A 17694-nucleotide genomic window follows, 5' to 3' on the forward strand; every position below is an offset into this window, starting at 1 on the left:
GTATCACATTAATTCCGACTTGACATATATGTATTATATGATTTATCTTTACACATAATCCTTTTCGTCAACATGGCACGTATAGCGCGATTGGGAGGAATCGATATGGAATTTTATTGTCCCGCATGCGAGCAGGCATTCTCGAAAAAAGAGGAGATATGCTGTCATTTGACGTCCTTTTTTCAATCCTTGCACGGCAAAAAAGTGTGGCGAATCCGCTTTCTTCATCATCATCCGTATCACATTTACAGCGATGAGCAAATTCACGAAATGCTGCAGAAGCAGCTGTTGACGGTCACTCATGCCATGTGTTTGACAGATTTTGATTCCGACTTGTGTACGGGCACTGACTCCCTTGGCAAAACCGTTTCGATTTTTGACTAGAAGCTGAGATTTTCAGTGCTGGGAGAACCGACAGGTTTTTAGAAAGCCTGAACAGATTTCTGTTTCAGTCCAGGACGAAGACTGGCACGGAGAGTGGGCGCAGGCTTTTCTTCACCACAGCTTTTCTTTTTTAGCGGTTGGACGGGCTTTGGTGAAGGAGATGAAAAAGGAGAAAACCGCTCAAGGTTCGGTGGGACACTGCGGGGAGCTGTACTGGCCGGCTCCATTCCAAAAGCAAAACCGCGTCCAAAAGCAGCCTGCTCGGGGGAGTGTCCCAGAGTTGGACGCTTAAAAGCGTGTTTTGCTTTTTCCATTTCGCCCGGGAAGTGTCCCAAAGACCTTCGCGGTTTTCTCCTTTTTCATCTCTACAGATGCTGGATTCTATCCAAAAAACCGTTCGGACATAAGCCCGAACGGTTTTGAGCGAGGCTGGCTTGAAAGAGGCTTGCTTGAAAGGAGGTTCGAATCAAAGAACCGCCGTCAACTTACCGGGATCAGGTTTGCCGCGAGCCATAGACAATCAGAAGTGAGCCTGCTGAAAAACCTTGACTTGATTCTTTTGGCGCCATGAAATATCCCGCAAGCATTTTAAAGCTGGAAGAAGCCATTCTGCTCGCCAGAGAAGCCTGTTTCCAGTCGGAGCGACTAGCGAAGTCCCACCCAGCGGAGCAGTGATCCCGAGGAAACAGAATCGCAACCTATGAATCCGCTGCGAAGCTGCGCGCCGTTTTGCGATTCCCTCGGGATCATTGCGGAGCGGACAGTCTCCGCTACTCTGCAGGACGAAGACCGGAGCGCAGAATGGAAACAGGCTTCTCTGCACCGCAGCCGCTAAAAAAGCATCCTAGCTTTGCAAACATTCTCTTACAAACGCAACTCGTTTGCTAGTCAAAAAGGGGCAAACCGCTAAGGAGCAATCAACCCCAAATCCTGCGCCTTCAGCAAAGCTTGCGTCCGGGAGGAAACCCCCAGCTTCCCGTAAATGCGGTTCAAATACACCTTTACTGTCCCCACGGTTAAATCAAGCTCTGCCGCGATCTGTTGGTTGGTTGCGCCTTGTCCCAATAGCCCGAGAATGACGCTCTCACGCTGGGTAAGCGGCTCCGGAAAACCGTCGGCAGGAAGGGCAGGAGGACTACCGGCTCGCGGCTTCCCTGCGGCAAACCGATCCAGCAGATTATTTACATAGTCCCAGGAAACTCCTTCCCACTCCTGGCGTTTCGCAACGATTCTCCGCTGTTTCCCGTAATCCCGCAGCAAGCGGGCCATCCTTTCTCCCTCGTCCAGGAAGCTGCGAATATAGCCGTTTTGCTCTCCGAGGGCGAGGGCTTCATGCAGGTAGCGGAATGCTTGCAGGCGGTGCCCCAGCTTATGATGGATCAGTGCCTGGAGAACCGGGATTTCCACCATGCTCAAAAGACAGCCATCGCGTTTGCCCAAAGGCTTGAGGGTTTCCAATATGCGCAGTGCATCGGTGGTGTTCCCTTTTGCCTCCAAAAGACGGACAAAAGTCAGATACTCCAGCTCCTTGTCCAGCGTCGGTTTATCCTGTGCGGACAGGTGAAGCAAGTCCATGACGCGCTCTGCCTCCGATGGATTGTCTTCCAAAAGATCGATCCGCGCCCGAAAGGCGTACAGAGAAGGCAGCCAGTGATATTCCGTCCATTCTTTCACAGTGACAATTGTTTCGTCGATCGCTTCTTTTGCAGAATCGTACTCGCCTTTTACCAGGCGCAAGCGGGCAAGCGTAATCCGATTGGGGACGAGCAATCCGGCCACCTGCTTTTGGAGGGCGATCCATTCCACCTGCTTCAGAAGCGTCCCGCTGTCTTCCTGCCTGTCCCATTCATAGTACCCTTCGGCGAGGGCCTGGACTACATACAGGTTGATCAAAGAATCCTGCCAACCGTGGGATTGGAGAATGGCAATGAATCGTTTGCCCACTTCTTCTGTTTGTGCAGAGAGCAGTCCCTTGAGTCCAAATGCAGTCCGCCTGATGAGCGGTTCACTCGTATTGAAATTCAGATTGTAAAAAAGCGGATTTTCCGGCAAGACGTCATAGATGAGATCGGCATGGGCGAACCATTCCTCAAAGCGACGCGTAGAGAACACGAGATTGGCTTTGACAAAAAAGATGCCGCTCCGGATTTCCTGACGCTGCTCTTCAGTGACATCCGCTATGCTCCGTTCCAAATCGTCCAGCAGCGGATCGACGCGGTCGAATTTCCCGACGACATTCAAGGTAAAGGCGTAGAGCAGCAGCAGCACGGGGGAAAGAGTCCTGACGGGTTCGGGAAACGCTTCGAACCAGCGGAGCAGGGTGGAAAATTCGCCTCGATTCAGCACTGTGACGATATGCTGCTCCAGCCACTTGACCGCCAGCGCATAGTCTTTGGCGAGCAGGGCATGCTCGATGGCCTCATCCATCATCTGGCGTTCGGCAAAACACGCGCTTGCCCTCCGGTGAAGCTCGCTCCATGCCTGAGGATGCTTGATGAGCAGTTCCTTTTGCAGAAATTCCGAAAACAAATGGTGGTACCGATACCAGGTGCGTTCTTCATTTAGCGGGAGAATAAACAGGTTCAGAGTAATAATGCGCTGCAGCATGGCATGGCTGTCCGTCCTTTGCAGCACAGCATCGCAGCTTTGAAAGTCCAGTCGCTGAAGCACGGAGGTTTGCAGCAAAAAGTCGTGAATATCCTCCGGCAGTCCGGAAATGACTTCGTGCAACAAGTAATCGGCGACATTTCGGTCATACCCGGACATTCGCTGCAACAGCCGGTCGTAGTTCGAGCTGGCCAGCAGGGAGATGGCAAATAGCTGCAGTCCCGCCACCCAGCCTTCGGTAAATCCGAGCAATATTTCAAGCTCGCTCGAAGAAAGGGACAATTGCGCTACATCCTTGTAAAAATGGGCAGCTTCCTCCCGCGTGAACAGGAGTGAAGGAGCGTCAATCTCGTTATATTCGCCGCGTACTTTCCACTTTGCTGCAGAGAAAGGCAGGGCGGCGCGGCTGGAAAGGTACAGATGGATGTTTCCAGGAAGATATTCAATCAGGTAGGAAAGACTTTGATGGATCTGCTGATTCGCAATCACATGCAAATCGTCCAGAATCAAGCTGGCGTGATCCGGCAGCAAATCCAGCTCGTTGATCATGGCGTCAATCATCGTATAAACAGAGCTGCCGGAGAGCGAATCGAGCAAGGGAGTCATGCGCTCAGTCAACTGCGGGCAACAAGCGGAGGCGAGTGAGTAGGCCACGTATCGCCAGAACCTGCTGAGGTCATTGTCTTTTTCGTCCAACGATACCCAAGCCGCGCGGACGTTTGTGTGGAAAATCCATTGCCCTAAAAGCGTTGTTTTGCCAAAACCGGCAGGAGCGCAGATAGATGTCAGGCGGCAGTGCTGGCCGGTGCTGAGCATCTCCAGCAAATGTCCTCGGTTCACGGCTTTATCCTTGAATACAGGCAGGTTGATCTTCGTTTTTAACAGCACATCGGCAGGATTAAGCATGCTCCCTCCATGAAGGTGTTTTTCCAAGCGTCAACATGGATGAAAACCCTGAGTATTTCGGTTATTCCCATTATAGCCCATCTTCCCTGAGCAAAAAGAAAAACATTCGGGTCCGAGTAAGGCAAAAGATGATGCCAGCAAAACGAGAAAAGTCCCAAGGGATTCAATAGCTCGCCAAACGGTGGCGAGTTTTTGTTTTCACGTAACACTATAGGCCTCTGTGCCATAGGCTGTTGTATGGTTCAGATGCTGAGGTGATGATGTGAGACTTCCGTATAACCTGCCTGACTTTTTTGGTGCCTTGCTATCCATTGCGATCGGAATCGTCGTCAGCCTGGAGGCTTTTCGCCTGCACGCATATTCTCCCTCACAGTATGTCGGGGACCACACCCTGCCCGCCACCTTGGGGCTTCTGCTCATCACGCTAGGCACGGGATTGCTTTTTCATTCCTTTCGGGACAAAAAAGAAGAGAGGAAGACTGATGCAGAGAGTGGCTTCCGGCCAAAGAGCGTACTCCCTTGTCTTCTTGTGCTGCTTCTCTACGCGCTGGTGATTGACATTGTGGGATATGTGCTGGCTACCTTTCTGGCTTCCATTGCCTTGTTTCGCGTCATCGGCTCGTACAAATGGAGCCGTTCCATCGCGATGGCGATTGTCCTGACGGGGTGCTTGTACGCGGTTTTCGTGGTTTGGCTGAAGATTGCGTTTCCGACCGGATTCTTCTTTTGAAAGGTTGCTGCTTATGGATACCTTGCATCTTCTGCTGTCCGGCTTTGCGGAGGCCCTGACGCTGGAAAATGTGTTGATGGCTGCTCTAGGCGCTCTGGTCGGGACCTTTGTAGGCGTACTGCCCGGACTGGGGCCTACATCAGCTATTGCCATCCTGCTTCCGGTTACGGCTGTTCTCGAACCTACGCAAGGCATCATCATGCTGGCCGGCATTTACTACGGGGCCATGTACGGAGGCTCCACGACAGCGATTTTGCTGAACATTCCGGGAGAGCTGTCCTCGGTGCCGACCTGTCTGGATGGATACCCTCTGGCGAAGCAGGGGAAAGGCGGACCGGCTTTGGGCATCTCGGCTATCGGCTCGTTTGTGGCTGGAATCATGGGCGTGATCGGGCTTGTCTTTTTTGCTCCCGTCCTGGCGGATCAAGCACTCAAATTTGGCCCGCCCGAATACCTGGCCTTGATGGTGCTGGCCTTGACCTTGATGGTCAGCCTCTCCGGGGGTTCTTTTCTCAAGGCGTTCATCATGGGGGCATTCGGGTACGCCCTGTCACTTGTCGGACTGGGTCCTTCCACGGGGGTCCCCCGGTTTGATTACGGCAGCGCAAAGCTGGTCGGCGGCCTCGATATGATCAGCATTATCATCGGGTTGTTTGCCATCACGGAAGTATTGAAGGGAATCGAGGAAAAACGGGTGACGACGGTGATCGGCAATCCGGGGAGCGTTTACCCGTCCAAGGCTGATCTGCAAAAAAGCGTAAAGCCGATGGTGCGGGGAGGACTCGTAGGTTTTTTCCTCGGACTTCTGCCGGGCTGCTCGGCCGCTATTACGTCGTTTCTCGCCTATGATCTGGAGAAAAAGGTATCGAAACACCCGGAACGGTTTGGCCATGGGGCGATGGAGGGGGTAGCTGCGCCGGAAGCGGCAAACAACGCGACGAGCAGCGCCGGTTTTATTCCCCTGTTCTCGTTGGGAATCCCTTCTTCACCGCCGCTCGCCATTCTGTTGGCGGGATTGATGATTTACGGTCTTACGCCGGGACCCGTGCTTTTTGAGCAAAATACCACATTCGTCTGGGCGGTAATCGCCTCCATGTTCGTGGGAAATGCCATGCTCCTGGTGCTCAATCTGCCGATGGTCTGGCTGTGGGTCAAATTGACGAGAGTGCCGTATGGAATAATGGCCCCGATCATTTTGATCTTTTGCACCATCGGGGCCTATTCGGTAAGAAACAGCATGTTCGACGTCTTCGTCGCCTTTCTTTTTGGCGGGCTCGGGTACCTGTTCTCCACGTATAAATGGCCCGTGGTACCGCTGGTGCTCTGCTTCATCCTCGGACCGCTCCTCGAGGAGTCGCTCATCCAGACGGCGGCCATGTCAGCGGAGGGACTGGCGATTGTCCTGCAGCGCCCGATCTCATCGGTGATCCTTGTTGCGGCCGCAGCGCTGCTGATCATTTCTCTTGTGTTGAACAGGCGGACGCAAAAGAGGGTGCAGGAAGAGCGGGAGCGGGGAATAGACGTCAGCTAGATACACAAGTACGGGAGGAATTTTGGTTGAAAGCAGCCCATGTTTGGTTTCGCATCGCTTTTTCTCTCTTGATCGCAGTTGCCACGACGGCTTGCGGTGCCGGGCAGGCCCAGCCGCCTGCATCCCCGGCGGTTCCACAGCAGCCGGCCACAGATCAATCGGCTGGACAGTCGGAGCCCGCCTACCCGACGAGACAGATTGAATACATCGTCCCTTATTCGGCAGGAGGCGGGGTAGACCTGGTAGCCCGGGCTGCCGCCGACTATGTAAGCAAAGAGTGGGGCCAGCCCATCGTCGTGGTCAACAAGCCGGGAGGCGGCGGTACAGTAGGCGCGGAATACGCGCTGAAGCAGGCAAAGCCCGACGGATATACCGTATTGGCCGTCAATGTATCCAACACGACGATGCTGACTGCGGGGATGAAGGACTCCCTGATCACCAGTAACGACCAGATCTACACCGCCCGCATCGGGAAAGGAACGATGGCCTTTGCTGTGAAGGAAGACGCTCCGTGGAACGATTTTCACGCTTTCTCCCAATGGGCGAAGGAGAACCCCGATCAGTTGACCTGGACATCGGTAGGTCCAGCAGGCTTTTCAGCATTTGGCGTAGCTCAATGGTTTGACATGATTGACGCGGACTTTGCCAAGACGCGGATGATCGTGACAAAAGGGGCGTCCGACTCCGTTCCGAAGGTAGCGGGAGGCCACGCGGTAGTGGCTATCCATACGATCGGGGAAATCAACCCCATGCTTCAGGCGAAAAAAGTGAAGATATTGGCCGTCGGCGGGACAGAAAGAAGTCCGTTTCTCCCCGATGTACCGACTGCAAAGGAGCAGGGCATTGACGGACTGACCGTTTTCTGGTGGACGGGTGTGTCGTTCCCGAAAGGCACACCGGAAGCGGTCATCAAGAAGTGGGAGGCTGTCGTTGCCAAAATGACCAGTGACCCCGACTTTGTGAAAAAGCTGCACGAACTTCAAGTGGAGCCTGCTTACGCGGATTCGGCACAGTTTACGGCTGATGTTGAGAAGGAGACCCAGTATTATACCGATCTGGCTACGAAGAGCAATATACGGAAATGAATCTACGCTGCTGGTGGGGGACTTCCCTCCACCGCAGCCTCTTTTTTGGGGTGGTCGGACAGGCTTTGGTGGGGGAGATGAAAAACGAGAAAACAGCAGCAGGTTCGGTGGGACACTGCGGGGGGACTGGACTGTCCGTCTCCATTCCAAAAGCAAAACCGCGTCCAAAAGCAGCCTGCTCGGGGGAGCGTTTCAGTGTCTCCAGATCGTCAGAGAAGCCTGTTTCCATTCAAAGCGACTGGCACAGTGTCCTTATGCATTCCACCTGTTCTCCGCAAACCTCCACAGTTTTTCCCCCACTTTTCCACAGTTCTCAAAAACAAATCAAAATTTCCCCGACTAGACTAAAGCTGTGCCTAGGTACAAGACGAAAAATCGAGAAAGGTGGATGATAATATGTTTAGCAAAGCAAAAGTGGGAATCGCGCTGGGGGCGCTGGCTGCGGTGCTGAGTGCAGGAACGATCAACGGTGTATACGCTGCAACCAACGATCAGGCAACGTCTGTGCAAGCTGCAAACAAAGCCGACCAACATAAAATTGTGATCAAAGGCTTCAAGGGAGGCGAAGGAAAAGGCTTCTTCCTCAAAGGAAAAGGGCTGGATCAAAACGAAGACCTGCTGAAGCTCTTGAACCTCTCCGCAGACGAGTTGAAGGAGGCACTGAAGGCAGACAAGTCTCTCGCGGACGTGGCCAAAGAACAAGGCGTGTCTGTAGAGGATGTCGTCAAACTGATCGCAGAGCAGGAGGAAGCGCAGCTAACAGAGGCTGTGAAGGCCGGAAAGCTGACCCAGGAGCAAGCGGATAAAATGAAGGAAAACGCCGCTGAGCGCATCCAAAAAATGGTTGAAAGCACGCGCCAGGACAGAGGCTTCGGCCCACACGGCGGTTTCGTTTTCTTCAAGAGCGAAGAACTGCTGAAGCTGCTCGATCTTACCGCCGAAGAGCTGGATACAAAGCTGAAGGCTGGCAAATCTCTCGCAGACGTCGCCAAAACACAGGGCGTATCCGTCGAAGATGTCGTGAGCCTGATCGCCAAGCACCAGGAGGAGCAGTTGGCAGCGGCCGTGAAAGCAGGCAAGCTGACCCAGGAGCAAGCCGATAAAATGAGCGAAAACGCGTCTGAGCGCATTCAAAAAATGGTCGAAAGCACCCATCAGGATAAAGGCTTCGGCCCGCGCGGCTTCGGATTTTTCAAAAGCGAAGAGCTGCTGAAGCTGCTCAATCTCACCGCTGAAGAGCTGGAGACAGAGCTGAAGGCCGGCAAATCGCTGGCAGAAGTCGCCGAAGCACAAGGAGTGGATACGGATGAAGTGGTCGCCCTTTTGGCAAAACAGCGCGCAGACCAGCTTTCCGAGGCAGTCAAGGCGGGCAAAATCACACAGGAGCAGGCAGACAAGCTTCAGGCTAACCTGACAGAGTCCATCCAAAAACAGCTTGAGCACAAACGGGGAGAAAAGCCGGAGAAGGTCGTCGTAGAAAACTAAGCGCCTCCGCTTCCACACAACGAGAGCAGTTTCGGGCAGGTGAATCGATCACCTGCCTTTTTCAAATCTTTTTCAAAAAAAGACGTGCTTTAATTGGACCCAAAGAACTAATTGGAAGAGACAGGGATTTTTCATGCGGGTTGATTTGTCACAGTTTGGTAGAGAAAGAAGGAGGAAGCCAGTTTGAGGTCCAGCAAAATAAAAACGACCGCCGCCATCCTCGCGATTTTTGGCCTGTTGGCCGGATGCTCGCCGCAGCAGGGCGGCATGGGACAACGGGCAGGAGCCGCACAGAGGGCCATCCCGGTGGAAGTGAAAAAAGCAGACAAGGAGCTGTTTGGGCAAAAGCTGTCTCTCAGCGGCAGGTTGGAGGCGAAAAGCCAGGTGGCGCTGACATCAAAAGCGAGCGGCCGGATTACCCAGGTTCATGTAAACGTAGGCGACCAGGTCAAGGCGGGGCAGCCCATCGTGACGCTGGATGGCGAAGAAGCGAAAATCCAGTTGCAGCGGTCCCAGGCGTCTCTTCTCTCTGCGCAAGCGAGATACGAGGAAGCCAAGGAGGGGACTCCTGAAGAAACGGTAGCCCAGACGCAAAATCAGCTTGCCGATTCGCAAAACAAGTACGACGCGGCCAAAAAGGAGCTGGAGCGCACAGAAGCTTTGTACAAGCAGGGAGCCATCTCGGCGGCAGAATACGAAAAAGCGAAGGCAGCGCTCGACAGTGCCGCGATCAGTCTGGAAAACCAGAAGCAGAAGCTGAAGCTGGATCAAAAGGGACCGACCGCCGCTTCGCTCGCATCGGCGCAAGCGTCATTGAAGCAGGCCCAGGCCGATCTGGCACTGGCTCAGCTCAACGCGTCCAACCTGGTCGTAAAAGCGCCGATTGACGGCGTGATCGGTTCCCTTCCTGTTTCTGTCGGCGCGAATGTCGGTAGCAATACAGAGATCGCGCAAATCATCAATATGACGACGATGAAGGTGAAAACGCAGGCTACGGAAAGCCAGGTCGGTCTGTTCCAGAACGGCCAGGAGGTCGAGATCAACGTTCCTGCCGTTCAGCTCACGACGAAAGGAAAGGTGGCTTCTGTCAGTCCGCTGGCAGACTCGACCAAGTCGTACCCGATCGAAATCGAGATCGCCAATCCGAGTCTGAAGCTCAAGGCAGGCATGATCGCTTCCATCGAGATGACAGGCAAGCCGCATGATGCGTTGATCGTTCCCCGCGAAGCGATTATCTCCCGGGAAAATGAGGACTATGTCTACATCGTCCAAGAGCAGAAAGCAAAGCTCGTCCCGGTCAAGCGCGGAGAATCGGACGGGGAGCGGGTCGAAATCCTCGAAGGACTTTCCGGCGGTGAAGAGGTCGTGGTCAAGGGGCAGAACACGCTTGCAGACGGATCGTCTGTTGTCGTCATTGATCCAAACCAGTCCGCCGCTTCGCAGGATGCAGGCAAGCAGGAAAATAGCGGCAAGCGCCAGCGGGGCCCGCAGAATCAACAAAACCCGGAAAACCCGCAAAACGCACCGACAAACGGATCGGAAAATCAAGAGCGTCCGGCAAGACCAAAAGGATAGGTGAACCCCATGCATATCTCTGATCATTCGATTCGTCGTCCGGTGACCGTGATGATGGGCATTCTCATGGTCGTAATTTTGGGAATCCTCTCCTTGACGCGAATCCCGATCGATCTTTATCCGCCGATTGAAATACCGACTGTGGCCGTATCGACGAGCTACTCGGGGGTCGGCCCGAAAGAGATGGAAAATCTGGTGACCAAGCCGATCGAGCAGGCTGTGGCGACGGTTGCAGGCATCAAGTCGGTCACGTCCATCTCCCGCGAAGGCACGTCACAGGTCATCGTCGAGTTTGGCTACGGAACGGATATTGACGGGACCGTCGCCGAGATTCAGCAGAAGGTGGAACGGGCCAGAAGGTCGCTGCCGGATGATGCCGATTCCCCGACAGTGATGCGCTTTGACCCAAACAGCTCACCGGTATTGACTCTGGCTCTCTCCTCCGAGATGAGCGCTGACCAGCTGCGCTCTTTTGTGGACGAGCAAATCGTGCCCTATCTGGAACGGGTAGACGGCGTCGCGTCTGTGACCGTGTCCGGCGGACTGGAGCGGGAAATCACGGTCCGGGTCGATCCCGGCAAGCTGGAGCAATACGGTATTACGCTGGCCGACATCAGCCAGCAGCTCCGCAACCAGAATATCGATTCGCCGGGCGGCACCATCACAGAGGGCGGGACTACTTATACGGTTCGCTCTGTCGGCAAGCTCGCCTCTATCGATGACATCAAGAAGGTATCCATACCGCTTCGCGGCGAAGGCCAGGTATTTCTGGAGGATGTCGCACTCATCACGGATGGCTATAAAGCCGTAACGATCGAGAGCAAAATGGACGGGCAGCCGACGGTTACCCTTTCCATCATGAAGCAGTCCGGCACCAACACAGTTGCCGTCGTCGATCAAATCAACCAGGAGCTGGAGAAGCTGCAAGGCTCTCTGTCCGCCAATCTGAAGGTGTTCAGCATTTCCGATCAATCTGCCTTTATTCGCGCATCGATCAATACGCTTGTCCACGATACGCTGATCGGGGGCATTTTGGCCATCTTTATCATCAGGTTTTTCCTGAAGAGCACAAGCAACACGCTGATCATCGGAACGGCGATTCCGATCTCCGTCATCGCCACGTTTGCCCTGATGTTTTTTACCGATATGTCGATCAACACGATGAGTCTGGGCGGGCTTACCCTTGGCATCGGGATGATCGTGGACGATGCCATCGTCGTGCTGGAAAACATTCACCGCCACCGGGAAAAAGGACTGTCCATCAAGGAAGCGGCTGTCTCGGGCACGAAGGAAGTGGCGATGCCCGTGATCGCGGCTACATTGACCACGGTTGCCGTGTTTTTCCCGATCGTCTTTGTCGAAGGCGTGACGGCACAGTTGTTTAAGGATATGGGCGTAACCGTTTCGTTTGCCCTGCTGGCTTCGCTGGTGGTGTCGCTGACCGTCACGCCGATGCTCGCGGCCAAATGGACGGCTTCGCAAGCGAAAAAGCTCAATCATGAGGAAGCAGACGCGAAAAGCAGGCTGGTCCAATTTTACAAGCGAGTCCTGGCCTGGTCTCTCGGCCACCGGAAGAGCGTCATCGCGATAGGCCTCGCCTCGCTGGTCGCCGGCGCGGGGCTCGTACCTTTTATCGGCATGGAAGTGATGCCCACATCGGATCAGGGACAGGTCAACATCTCCATCTCCTTGCCGAACGGGACGGAGCTGGAAAAAACGAGAGAAGTCCTGACGAAAGCAAATGAGATCGTGTCACAGGTCCCCGAAGCGAAGACGATCTTCTCCACGCTGGGCAGCGCCAACGCAACCCGCGGCGGCAACGAGAACAGCTCGGCGGCTTCCTTTTTGCTGATCCTGTCCGATTCGTCAGAGCGCAGCCGGACGACAGCAGAGGTCGTAGACGATCTGCGGAACAAACTGAACCGCTTCCCGGGAGCGCGCGTACGGATCAGCGAGACTGGCGGCATGATGCTTCCCGGTATGGGCGGACAAGGCTTTTCCGGCGGATCTTCGCCGATTTCCTACGCGCTGCGGGGAAATGATGAGGCGACCTTGAAGGATCTCGCCGAAAGGTTGACTGCCGCTATCAGCGAGGTGGACGGCATCCGCGAGACGGACAATACGCTGGAGGAGTCCCGGCCGGAGATCCAGATCAAGCTTGACCGCATCAAGGCGGCTGGTCTCGGCATTACCCAGTCGTCTCTGACCAGCACGATCCAGACCGCCTTGCGCGATCAGGTGGCGACCCGGATGGAGGCGGGGGGAAGCGAGATCGACATCACCTTGAAGCTCGACAAGGAAGGGCAGGACAGCATGCAGGATATCGAAAACCTGCTGATCACCACTCCGAAGGGAGAGGTTGTCCAGGTGAAGGATGTGGCGACCGTCGCCATTGCCGGGGGACCGCAAGCCATCCAGCGCTACAATCAGGCCCGGGTGGTCAATGTGACGGGGATGCTTGCTCCGGGAAGAGATTTGGGCAGCGTCGCCGAGGAAGTCAATCGAGTCGTAGCAAACTTCCCTGTGCCGCCCGGCTACGTCATCGAGCAGCAAGGGCAAAACCAGCAGCTGGATGAAACGACCCAGGGAATGATTCTCGCCTTTGGCCTCGCCGTGGTGCTTGTGTACATCATCCTGGCGGCACAGTTCGAGTCGCTCGTCTATCCGCTGTCGATCATGCTGTCCGTGCCGCTGTCTTTCTTCGGCGCGAGCTTCAGCTTGTGGATGACCGGACGGACACTGAGCATTCCCGCCTTTATCGGGATCATCCTTTTGACCGGGATCGTCGTCCGAAATGCGATCGTTCTGATCGACTTTATCAACATTCTCCGCAGGCAGGGGATGGAGCGGAGCGAGGCGATCCTGACCGCTTCGCCGATCCGGCTGCGGCCGATTTTGATGACGACGCTGTGTACGGTGCTGGGCCTCTTCCCGCTCGCCCTGGGGATCGGCGAAGGAGGAGAAAGCCAATCGCCGATGGCCACTGTCGTGATCGGCGGGTTGCTATTCTCGACAATGCTGACCTTGATCGTCATTCCCGTCGTCTACACGATTCTTGACGACTTCTCCGGCAGGCTGAAAAAGCTCTCCCACATCTTCCGGCCTTCGCGGAAGCTGAAAACGGCGAGCATCGAAAAATAGAATAGTATAATGAATAGATAACATGGACAGGGGTGGCATTCTTCGGGTGCCACCTTTCTGAAGCATCAGGAGGTGTGACGATGCGGATTTTGGCAGTAGAAGATGAACGCGCATTGTTGGAAGCGGTTTGCGGCGTTTTGCAAGAGGAGGGCTATCAGGTGGACAAGGCCGAGCGGGGCGATGAAGGGCTGCTGCTCGCCGAGCGCGGCATCTACGACTTGCTCATCCTGGACATCATGATGCCCGGTCTGGATGGCGTCTCACTCGTGAAAAAGCTGCGGGCAAAAGGACAGCTTACGCCGGTTCTGCTCCTCACCGCCAAAGACAGCGTAGAGTCGCGGGTCGAAGGTCTGGACGCCGGGGCTGATGATTACCTCGTCAAGCCTTTTGCCGTGGAGGAATTGCTGGCCCGCACGAGAGCGCTGCTGAGAAGAAACGGCAAGTATTCGGCCGACGGAGAAGTATCCTACGGGCCGATTTCGCTGAAGACAAATGAACACGACGGCTTCGTGGGCGAGCATCCGTTGAAGCTGACCGGAAAGGAATACGATCTGCTGCAGTATTTTCTTCACAACCGGGAGCAAATATTGACGCGAGATCAAATCTTCGACCGAATCTGGGGGATCGATTCGGAGGCGAACTACGGGATCGTCGACTTGTACGTGCATTATTTGCGCAAAAAACTGGCTGAGTACGGATGCGACAACTACATCCGGACGATTCGCAATGTCGGCTACATTTTGAAGGGACAAAAGGAGAATGTTTAAAAAGACGAGGATTCGCCTGGTTATTTTGAATACGATCGTGTTTGTGCTGCTCTTGAACGCGCTCGGAAGCGCGCTCTACTTCTCCATTCAGTACCGCTTGTTTTCACAGGTGGACAGAGAGCTGGTCCGGTCGGGCAAATGGTTCGTGCAGGTGCCCCCTCCTTTCCTGAAGCCGGAGCGCAAGCGGCTGCCCGATGTCGACAGGCGCATCGTCTTTTTGCTGTGGGACGACCGGGGCGGGCTGATCAGCAAGGATTACGGCGAATCGCTTGAAAATGGCGACTTGAACCTGTTCCACCCCGTAGATCGGAGCAAGGAAATCGAAAATGTGACGGTCGGCGGGCAGGTGTACCGAGTCTATACGATGACCACGGACAAGCGCGTCATCGACCGCGGATTCATCCGAAATGTCAGCCACATTCAGCTGATTTACAATCTGGAGCCGGAGATGAAGATGCTCGATACGCTCCTCTATGTGCTCGGAATCGGCGGTCTTGCCAGTATTTTGATCGCGCTGTTTGCGGGGCTGTTTTTGGCCAAGCGGGCGCTTGTTCCGATCCAGCTTTCCTGGGAAAAGCAGCAGCAGTTTATCGCGGACGCTTCCCATGAGCTGCGAACGCCGCTCTCCGTGATTCTGGTCAATCTGGAGAGGCTGTTTCGCTCTCCGGAGCGGACGATTGAGGAGGAGAGCGAGCACATTATGGTCAGCATTCAGGAGACCAGGCGGCTGAACAAGCTGGTCGGCGATCTACTGACCCTGGCCCGCTCCGACTCCAATGAGCTGCAAATCCTCAAGCAAAAGGTGGCCATGGATGAGCTGGTCCAAAAAAGCGTCCACACGTTCCGGCAGCTGGCTGTTGTCCGAGGCATCGAAATCGAGACGGACATCCAGCAGCCGCTGGAGCTGAACGGGGACCAGGAGCGGATTCAGCAGCTGCTCGTCATTTTGCTCGACAATGCGCTCAAATACTCGAATGAGCAAGGAAAAATTGCGGTGAGCTGCAAGCGGGAGGGGCAGGGCATTACCCTCGTTGTAAAAGACAACGGGATCGGGATCGCCAAGGAAGACATTCCGTACGTGTTCGACCGCTTTTTCCGCGCGGACAAGATGCGCTCCCGCCAAACAGACGGGACGGGGCTGGGACTGTCCATCGCCAAGTGGATCGTCGACGCCCACGGAGGGAGAATCCGCGTCGAGAGCGAGGAAGGGGCAGGGGCCACCTTTACCGTCTGGCTGCCGGCCAAACACGGATGAGGAAAAATGGCTCTATGCCATTTTGCAAAGCCGAGCCCGGCGGCAAATAAGGTTATCGACTGGATATGAGAGCATAGACAAGCCGAGTCTCTGCCATGTCAGCTTGTTCCCATGAGGAGCAAGCTTTTTATTTGCACATAAATAATTTGCATACAAACTTTTTGTGTACAAATCGTGTGAGCCTATGTTATTCTTTTCAAAAAGTTTTGGGAATGAACGGGAGGGTCATCATGGAGCGAATCGAGGACTGCTTTGGTTTTTTGTTGGGAAAGGCGTACCAGAAGGTTTTCCAGCTGGAAAAAGCGCGATTGAGCGAGTACGGAGTCACTCCGGTGCAATTTGTCTTGCTCCACGTTCTCTGGGAAAAGGATGGGCAAAAAGGGGTGGAATTGGGCAGCCGGCTCCGTCTGGATGGAGCGACGATTACAGGCCTCTTGGATCGGCTGGAGCAGATGGGCTTGATCGAGCGCAGGCCGTCTCCGACCGACCGCCGGACGAATTTGATTTACCTGACTCCGCGGGGGAGAGAATTGGAAAAGCCGCTCAACGAGATCAGCGACGAGGTAAACCGGGAGGCCATGTCCATTTTTCGGGAAGAAGAGCTTGCGATGTTGAAAAGCATGCTGACCAGGCTCGGATTGGAGAAAGAAGCGTAATCCATCGTCCGGATGCCCGGATGGCCTTTACGGCGAATGGACTGACTTTCGGTCTGCCGTAGGGACGGATAGATGGGCAACTCCGAGGATCGGACGCCTGAACGGCAAAGAAGCATCTTTTACAAGTGGGGAGAAGCAGATGGAGAAAAAGATTCACTATGCTTGGATTGTATTGTTTGTCACGTTTTTGGCTTTGCTGGCCGTCCAGGGCGTTCGCCTTTCCTTCGGCGCCTTTATCGAGCCGTGGGAGACCGAATTCTCGATGGACAGAGGCACGATCTCACTCATTTCTACGCTGAGCTTCATCGTATACGGCATATCCCAGCCGGTGGTGGGCAAGCTGGTCGACCGCTTCGGCGCTCGGATGATTTTGTCAGTCAGTGCACTGCTGGTCGGGATAAGCATCGCCCTGACGTATTTTGTGACCTCGCCGTGGCAGCTTTTTCTTCTGTACGGCGTGATCGCTTCGCTCGGAGTGGGCGGGGCGTCGAACGTGGCAGCCACCGTTGTGGTGACAAACTGGTTTCAGGAAAGGCGGGGCCTCGCTTTCGGGTTGATGGAAGCCGGCTTCAGCGTCGGGCAAATGATCGTTGTGCCAGCCTCGCTGTTTTTGATTCACTGGTATGACTGGCAGATGGCCGTCGCAGTATTGGGCGCGTTTCTGATTTTGATCGTCTTTCCCGTCCTGCTGCTTTTGCTGCGCAATCATCCTTCCGAAAAAGGTATCCAGCCGATCGGAGGCGACAGAGCTGCGGAAGGCACTGAAAACGGGACAGACGAGAGCCCAGGCGGCCAATTGGCGGAAAACGTGTTTCGCACGAGAAGATTCTGGTTTCTGATCCTGCCGTTTTTTATCTGCGGTTTTACGACGACCGGTTTGATGGATACCCACCTCATCCCGTTCGCCCAGTTGTGCGGCTTTTCCGCGGTCGTAACCGGGTCGGCGGTCAGCCTGCTCGCGGCCTTCAATACGCTGGGAACGCTGCTGTCGGGAGTGGTCGCAGACCGCTGGAGCAATAAAAAATTTCTGGCCCTCCTGTATGCGGCAAGGGCTGCAACTATCGTACTGCTGCTCGTGTTCGTCAGCGATCCCGAGCTGCTGCTGGTATTTGCCGCACATCCGTCTCTGTTGTTTTTGTTCTCCATTTCCTTCGGCCTTGTCGACTTTGCGACGGTCGCTCCCACGCAAATGCTGGCGACGCAGTACTTCAACAAGCAGTCACTCGGCTTCATTGTCGGCTGGCTGTTTCTCAGCCACCAGCTAGGCTCCGCGCTTGGCGCTTACCTGCCTGGATTATTGTTTAGTCAGACTGAAAATTACAATATGTCATTCTACATTGCGGTGGTTTTGCTGGTCGGAGCTTCCGTGTTGAATCTTCTCCTTCCTGAACCCGCCCGATTCAAAAGGAATGTCGCCTCGGAGAGCTAGAGGCTTGGAAGCCGGATATGCTCTACAGCCACAAAGAGTTGCAGAGCCCCTTTCTCAAAAAGGCGGCCTGCTCCGACAGTCTGCAAAAACAACACAAAAAGCCGGCTCCCCCCTCGATACGGGGCGGAGCCGGTCTTCCTATT

13 protein-coding genes are annotated in these 17694 nt (G+C 54.8%); 12 read left to right on the forward strand and 1 reads right to left on the reverse strand.

Going from position 1 to position 17694, the window contains the following annotated elements:
• Positions 1–105: 105 nt before the first annotated feature.
• A complete protein-coding gene (locus V5G20_RS07065) occupies positions 106–384 on the forward strand; it encodes a hypothetical protein (protein ID WP_338463295.1) in 279 nt (92 codons plus the stop codon).
• A 700-nt stretch (positions 385–1084) separates the two neighbouring features.
• Positions 1085–1219, forward strand: coding sequence for a hypothetical protein (locus V5G20_RS07070; RefSeq protein WP_269320790.1), 135 nt, complete (start codon positions 1085–1087; stop codon positions 1217–1219).
• A 71-nt stretch (positions 1220–1290) separates the two neighbouring features.
• Here V5G20_RS07070 and V5G20_RS07075 read toward each other — a convergent pair whose 3' ends face one another.
• A complete protein-coding gene (locus V5G20_RS07075; RefSeq protein WP_338463296.1) occupies positions 1291–3897 on the reverse strand; it encodes a LuxR C-terminal-related transcriptional regulator in 2607 nt (868 codons plus the stop codon).
• Between the two features lie 262 nt (positions 3898–4159).
• Here V5G20_RS07075 and V5G20_RS07080 point away from each other — a divergent pair, with 262 nt between their 5' ends.
• The 10 genes from V5G20_RS07080 (at position 4160) to V5G20_RS07125 (ending at position 17551) form a co-directional block, all read left to right on the forward strand.
• A complete protein-coding gene (locus tag V5G20_RS07080) occupies positions 4160–4627 on the forward strand; it encodes a tripartite tricarboxylate transporter TctB family protein (protein ID WP_024983438.1) in 468 nt (155 codons plus the stop codon).
• 13 nt (positions 4628–4640) lie between these two features.
• Complete coding sequence (locus V5G20_RS07085; protein ID WP_024983437.1) at positions 4641–6158, forward strand: tripartite tricarboxylate transporter permease; 1518 nt, start codon at positions 4641–4643, stop codon at positions 6156–6158.
• Positions 6159–6184: 26 nt separating this feature from the next.
• On the forward strand, positions 6185–7243 hold the full coding sequence (locus V5G20_RS07090; protein WP_003389614.1) for a tripartite tricarboxylate transporter substrate binding protein: 1059 nt from the start codon (positions 6185–6187) through the stop codon (positions 7241–7243).
• A gap of 396 nt (positions 7244–7639) precedes the next feature.
• A complete protein-coding gene (locus V5G20_RS07095; protein WP_039070654.1) occupies positions 7640–8728 on the forward strand; it encodes a hypothetical protein in 1089 nt (362 codons plus the stop codon).
• Between the two features lie 183 nt (positions 8729–8911).
• Entirely contained in the window at positions 8912–10303 is a 1392-nt protein-coding gene (locus tag V5G20_RS07100; protein WP_024983435.1) for an efflux RND transporter periplasmic adaptor subunit, read from the forward strand.
• Between the two features lie 9 nt (positions 10304–10312).
• A complete protein-coding gene (locus tag V5G20_RS07105) occupies positions 10313–13444 on the forward strand; it encodes an efflux RND transporter permease subunit (protein ID WP_338463297.1) in 3132 nt (1043 codons plus the stop codon).
• Between the two features lie 80 nt (positions 13445–13524).
• Entirely contained in the window at positions 13525–14211 is a 687-nt protein-coding gene (locus V5G20_RS07110; protein WP_003389609.1) for a response regulator transcription factor, read from the forward strand.
• Positions 14204–15466, forward strand: a complete 1263-nt coding sequence (locus V5G20_RS07115; protein ID WP_003389608.1) for a sensor histidine kinase — start codon at positions 14204–14206, stop codon at positions 15464–15466. Before V5G20_RS07110 ends, V5G20_RS07115 begins: the two co-directional genes overlap by 8 nt.
• Positions 15467–15696: 230 nt before the next feature.
• A complete protein-coding gene (locus V5G20_RS07120; RefSeq protein WP_031931922.1) occupies positions 15697–16122 on the forward strand; it encodes a MarR family winged helix-turn-helix transcriptional regulator in 426 nt (141 codons plus the stop codon).
• 139 nt (positions 16123–16261) lie between these two features.
• Positions 16262–17551 (forward strand): MFS transporter, encoded by a 1290-nt coding sequence (locus V5G20_RS07125; protein ID WP_003389606.1) that lies wholly within the window; start codon positions 16262–16264, stop codon positions 17549–17551.
• The last annotated feature ends 143 nt before the right edge of the window (positions 17552–17694 follow it).

It is taken from the genome of Brevibacillus borstelensis (assembly GCF_036700025.1).
Classification (GTDB): Bacteria; Bacillota; Bacilli; order Brevibacillales; family Brevibacillaceae; genus Brevibacillus; species Brevibacillus borstelensis.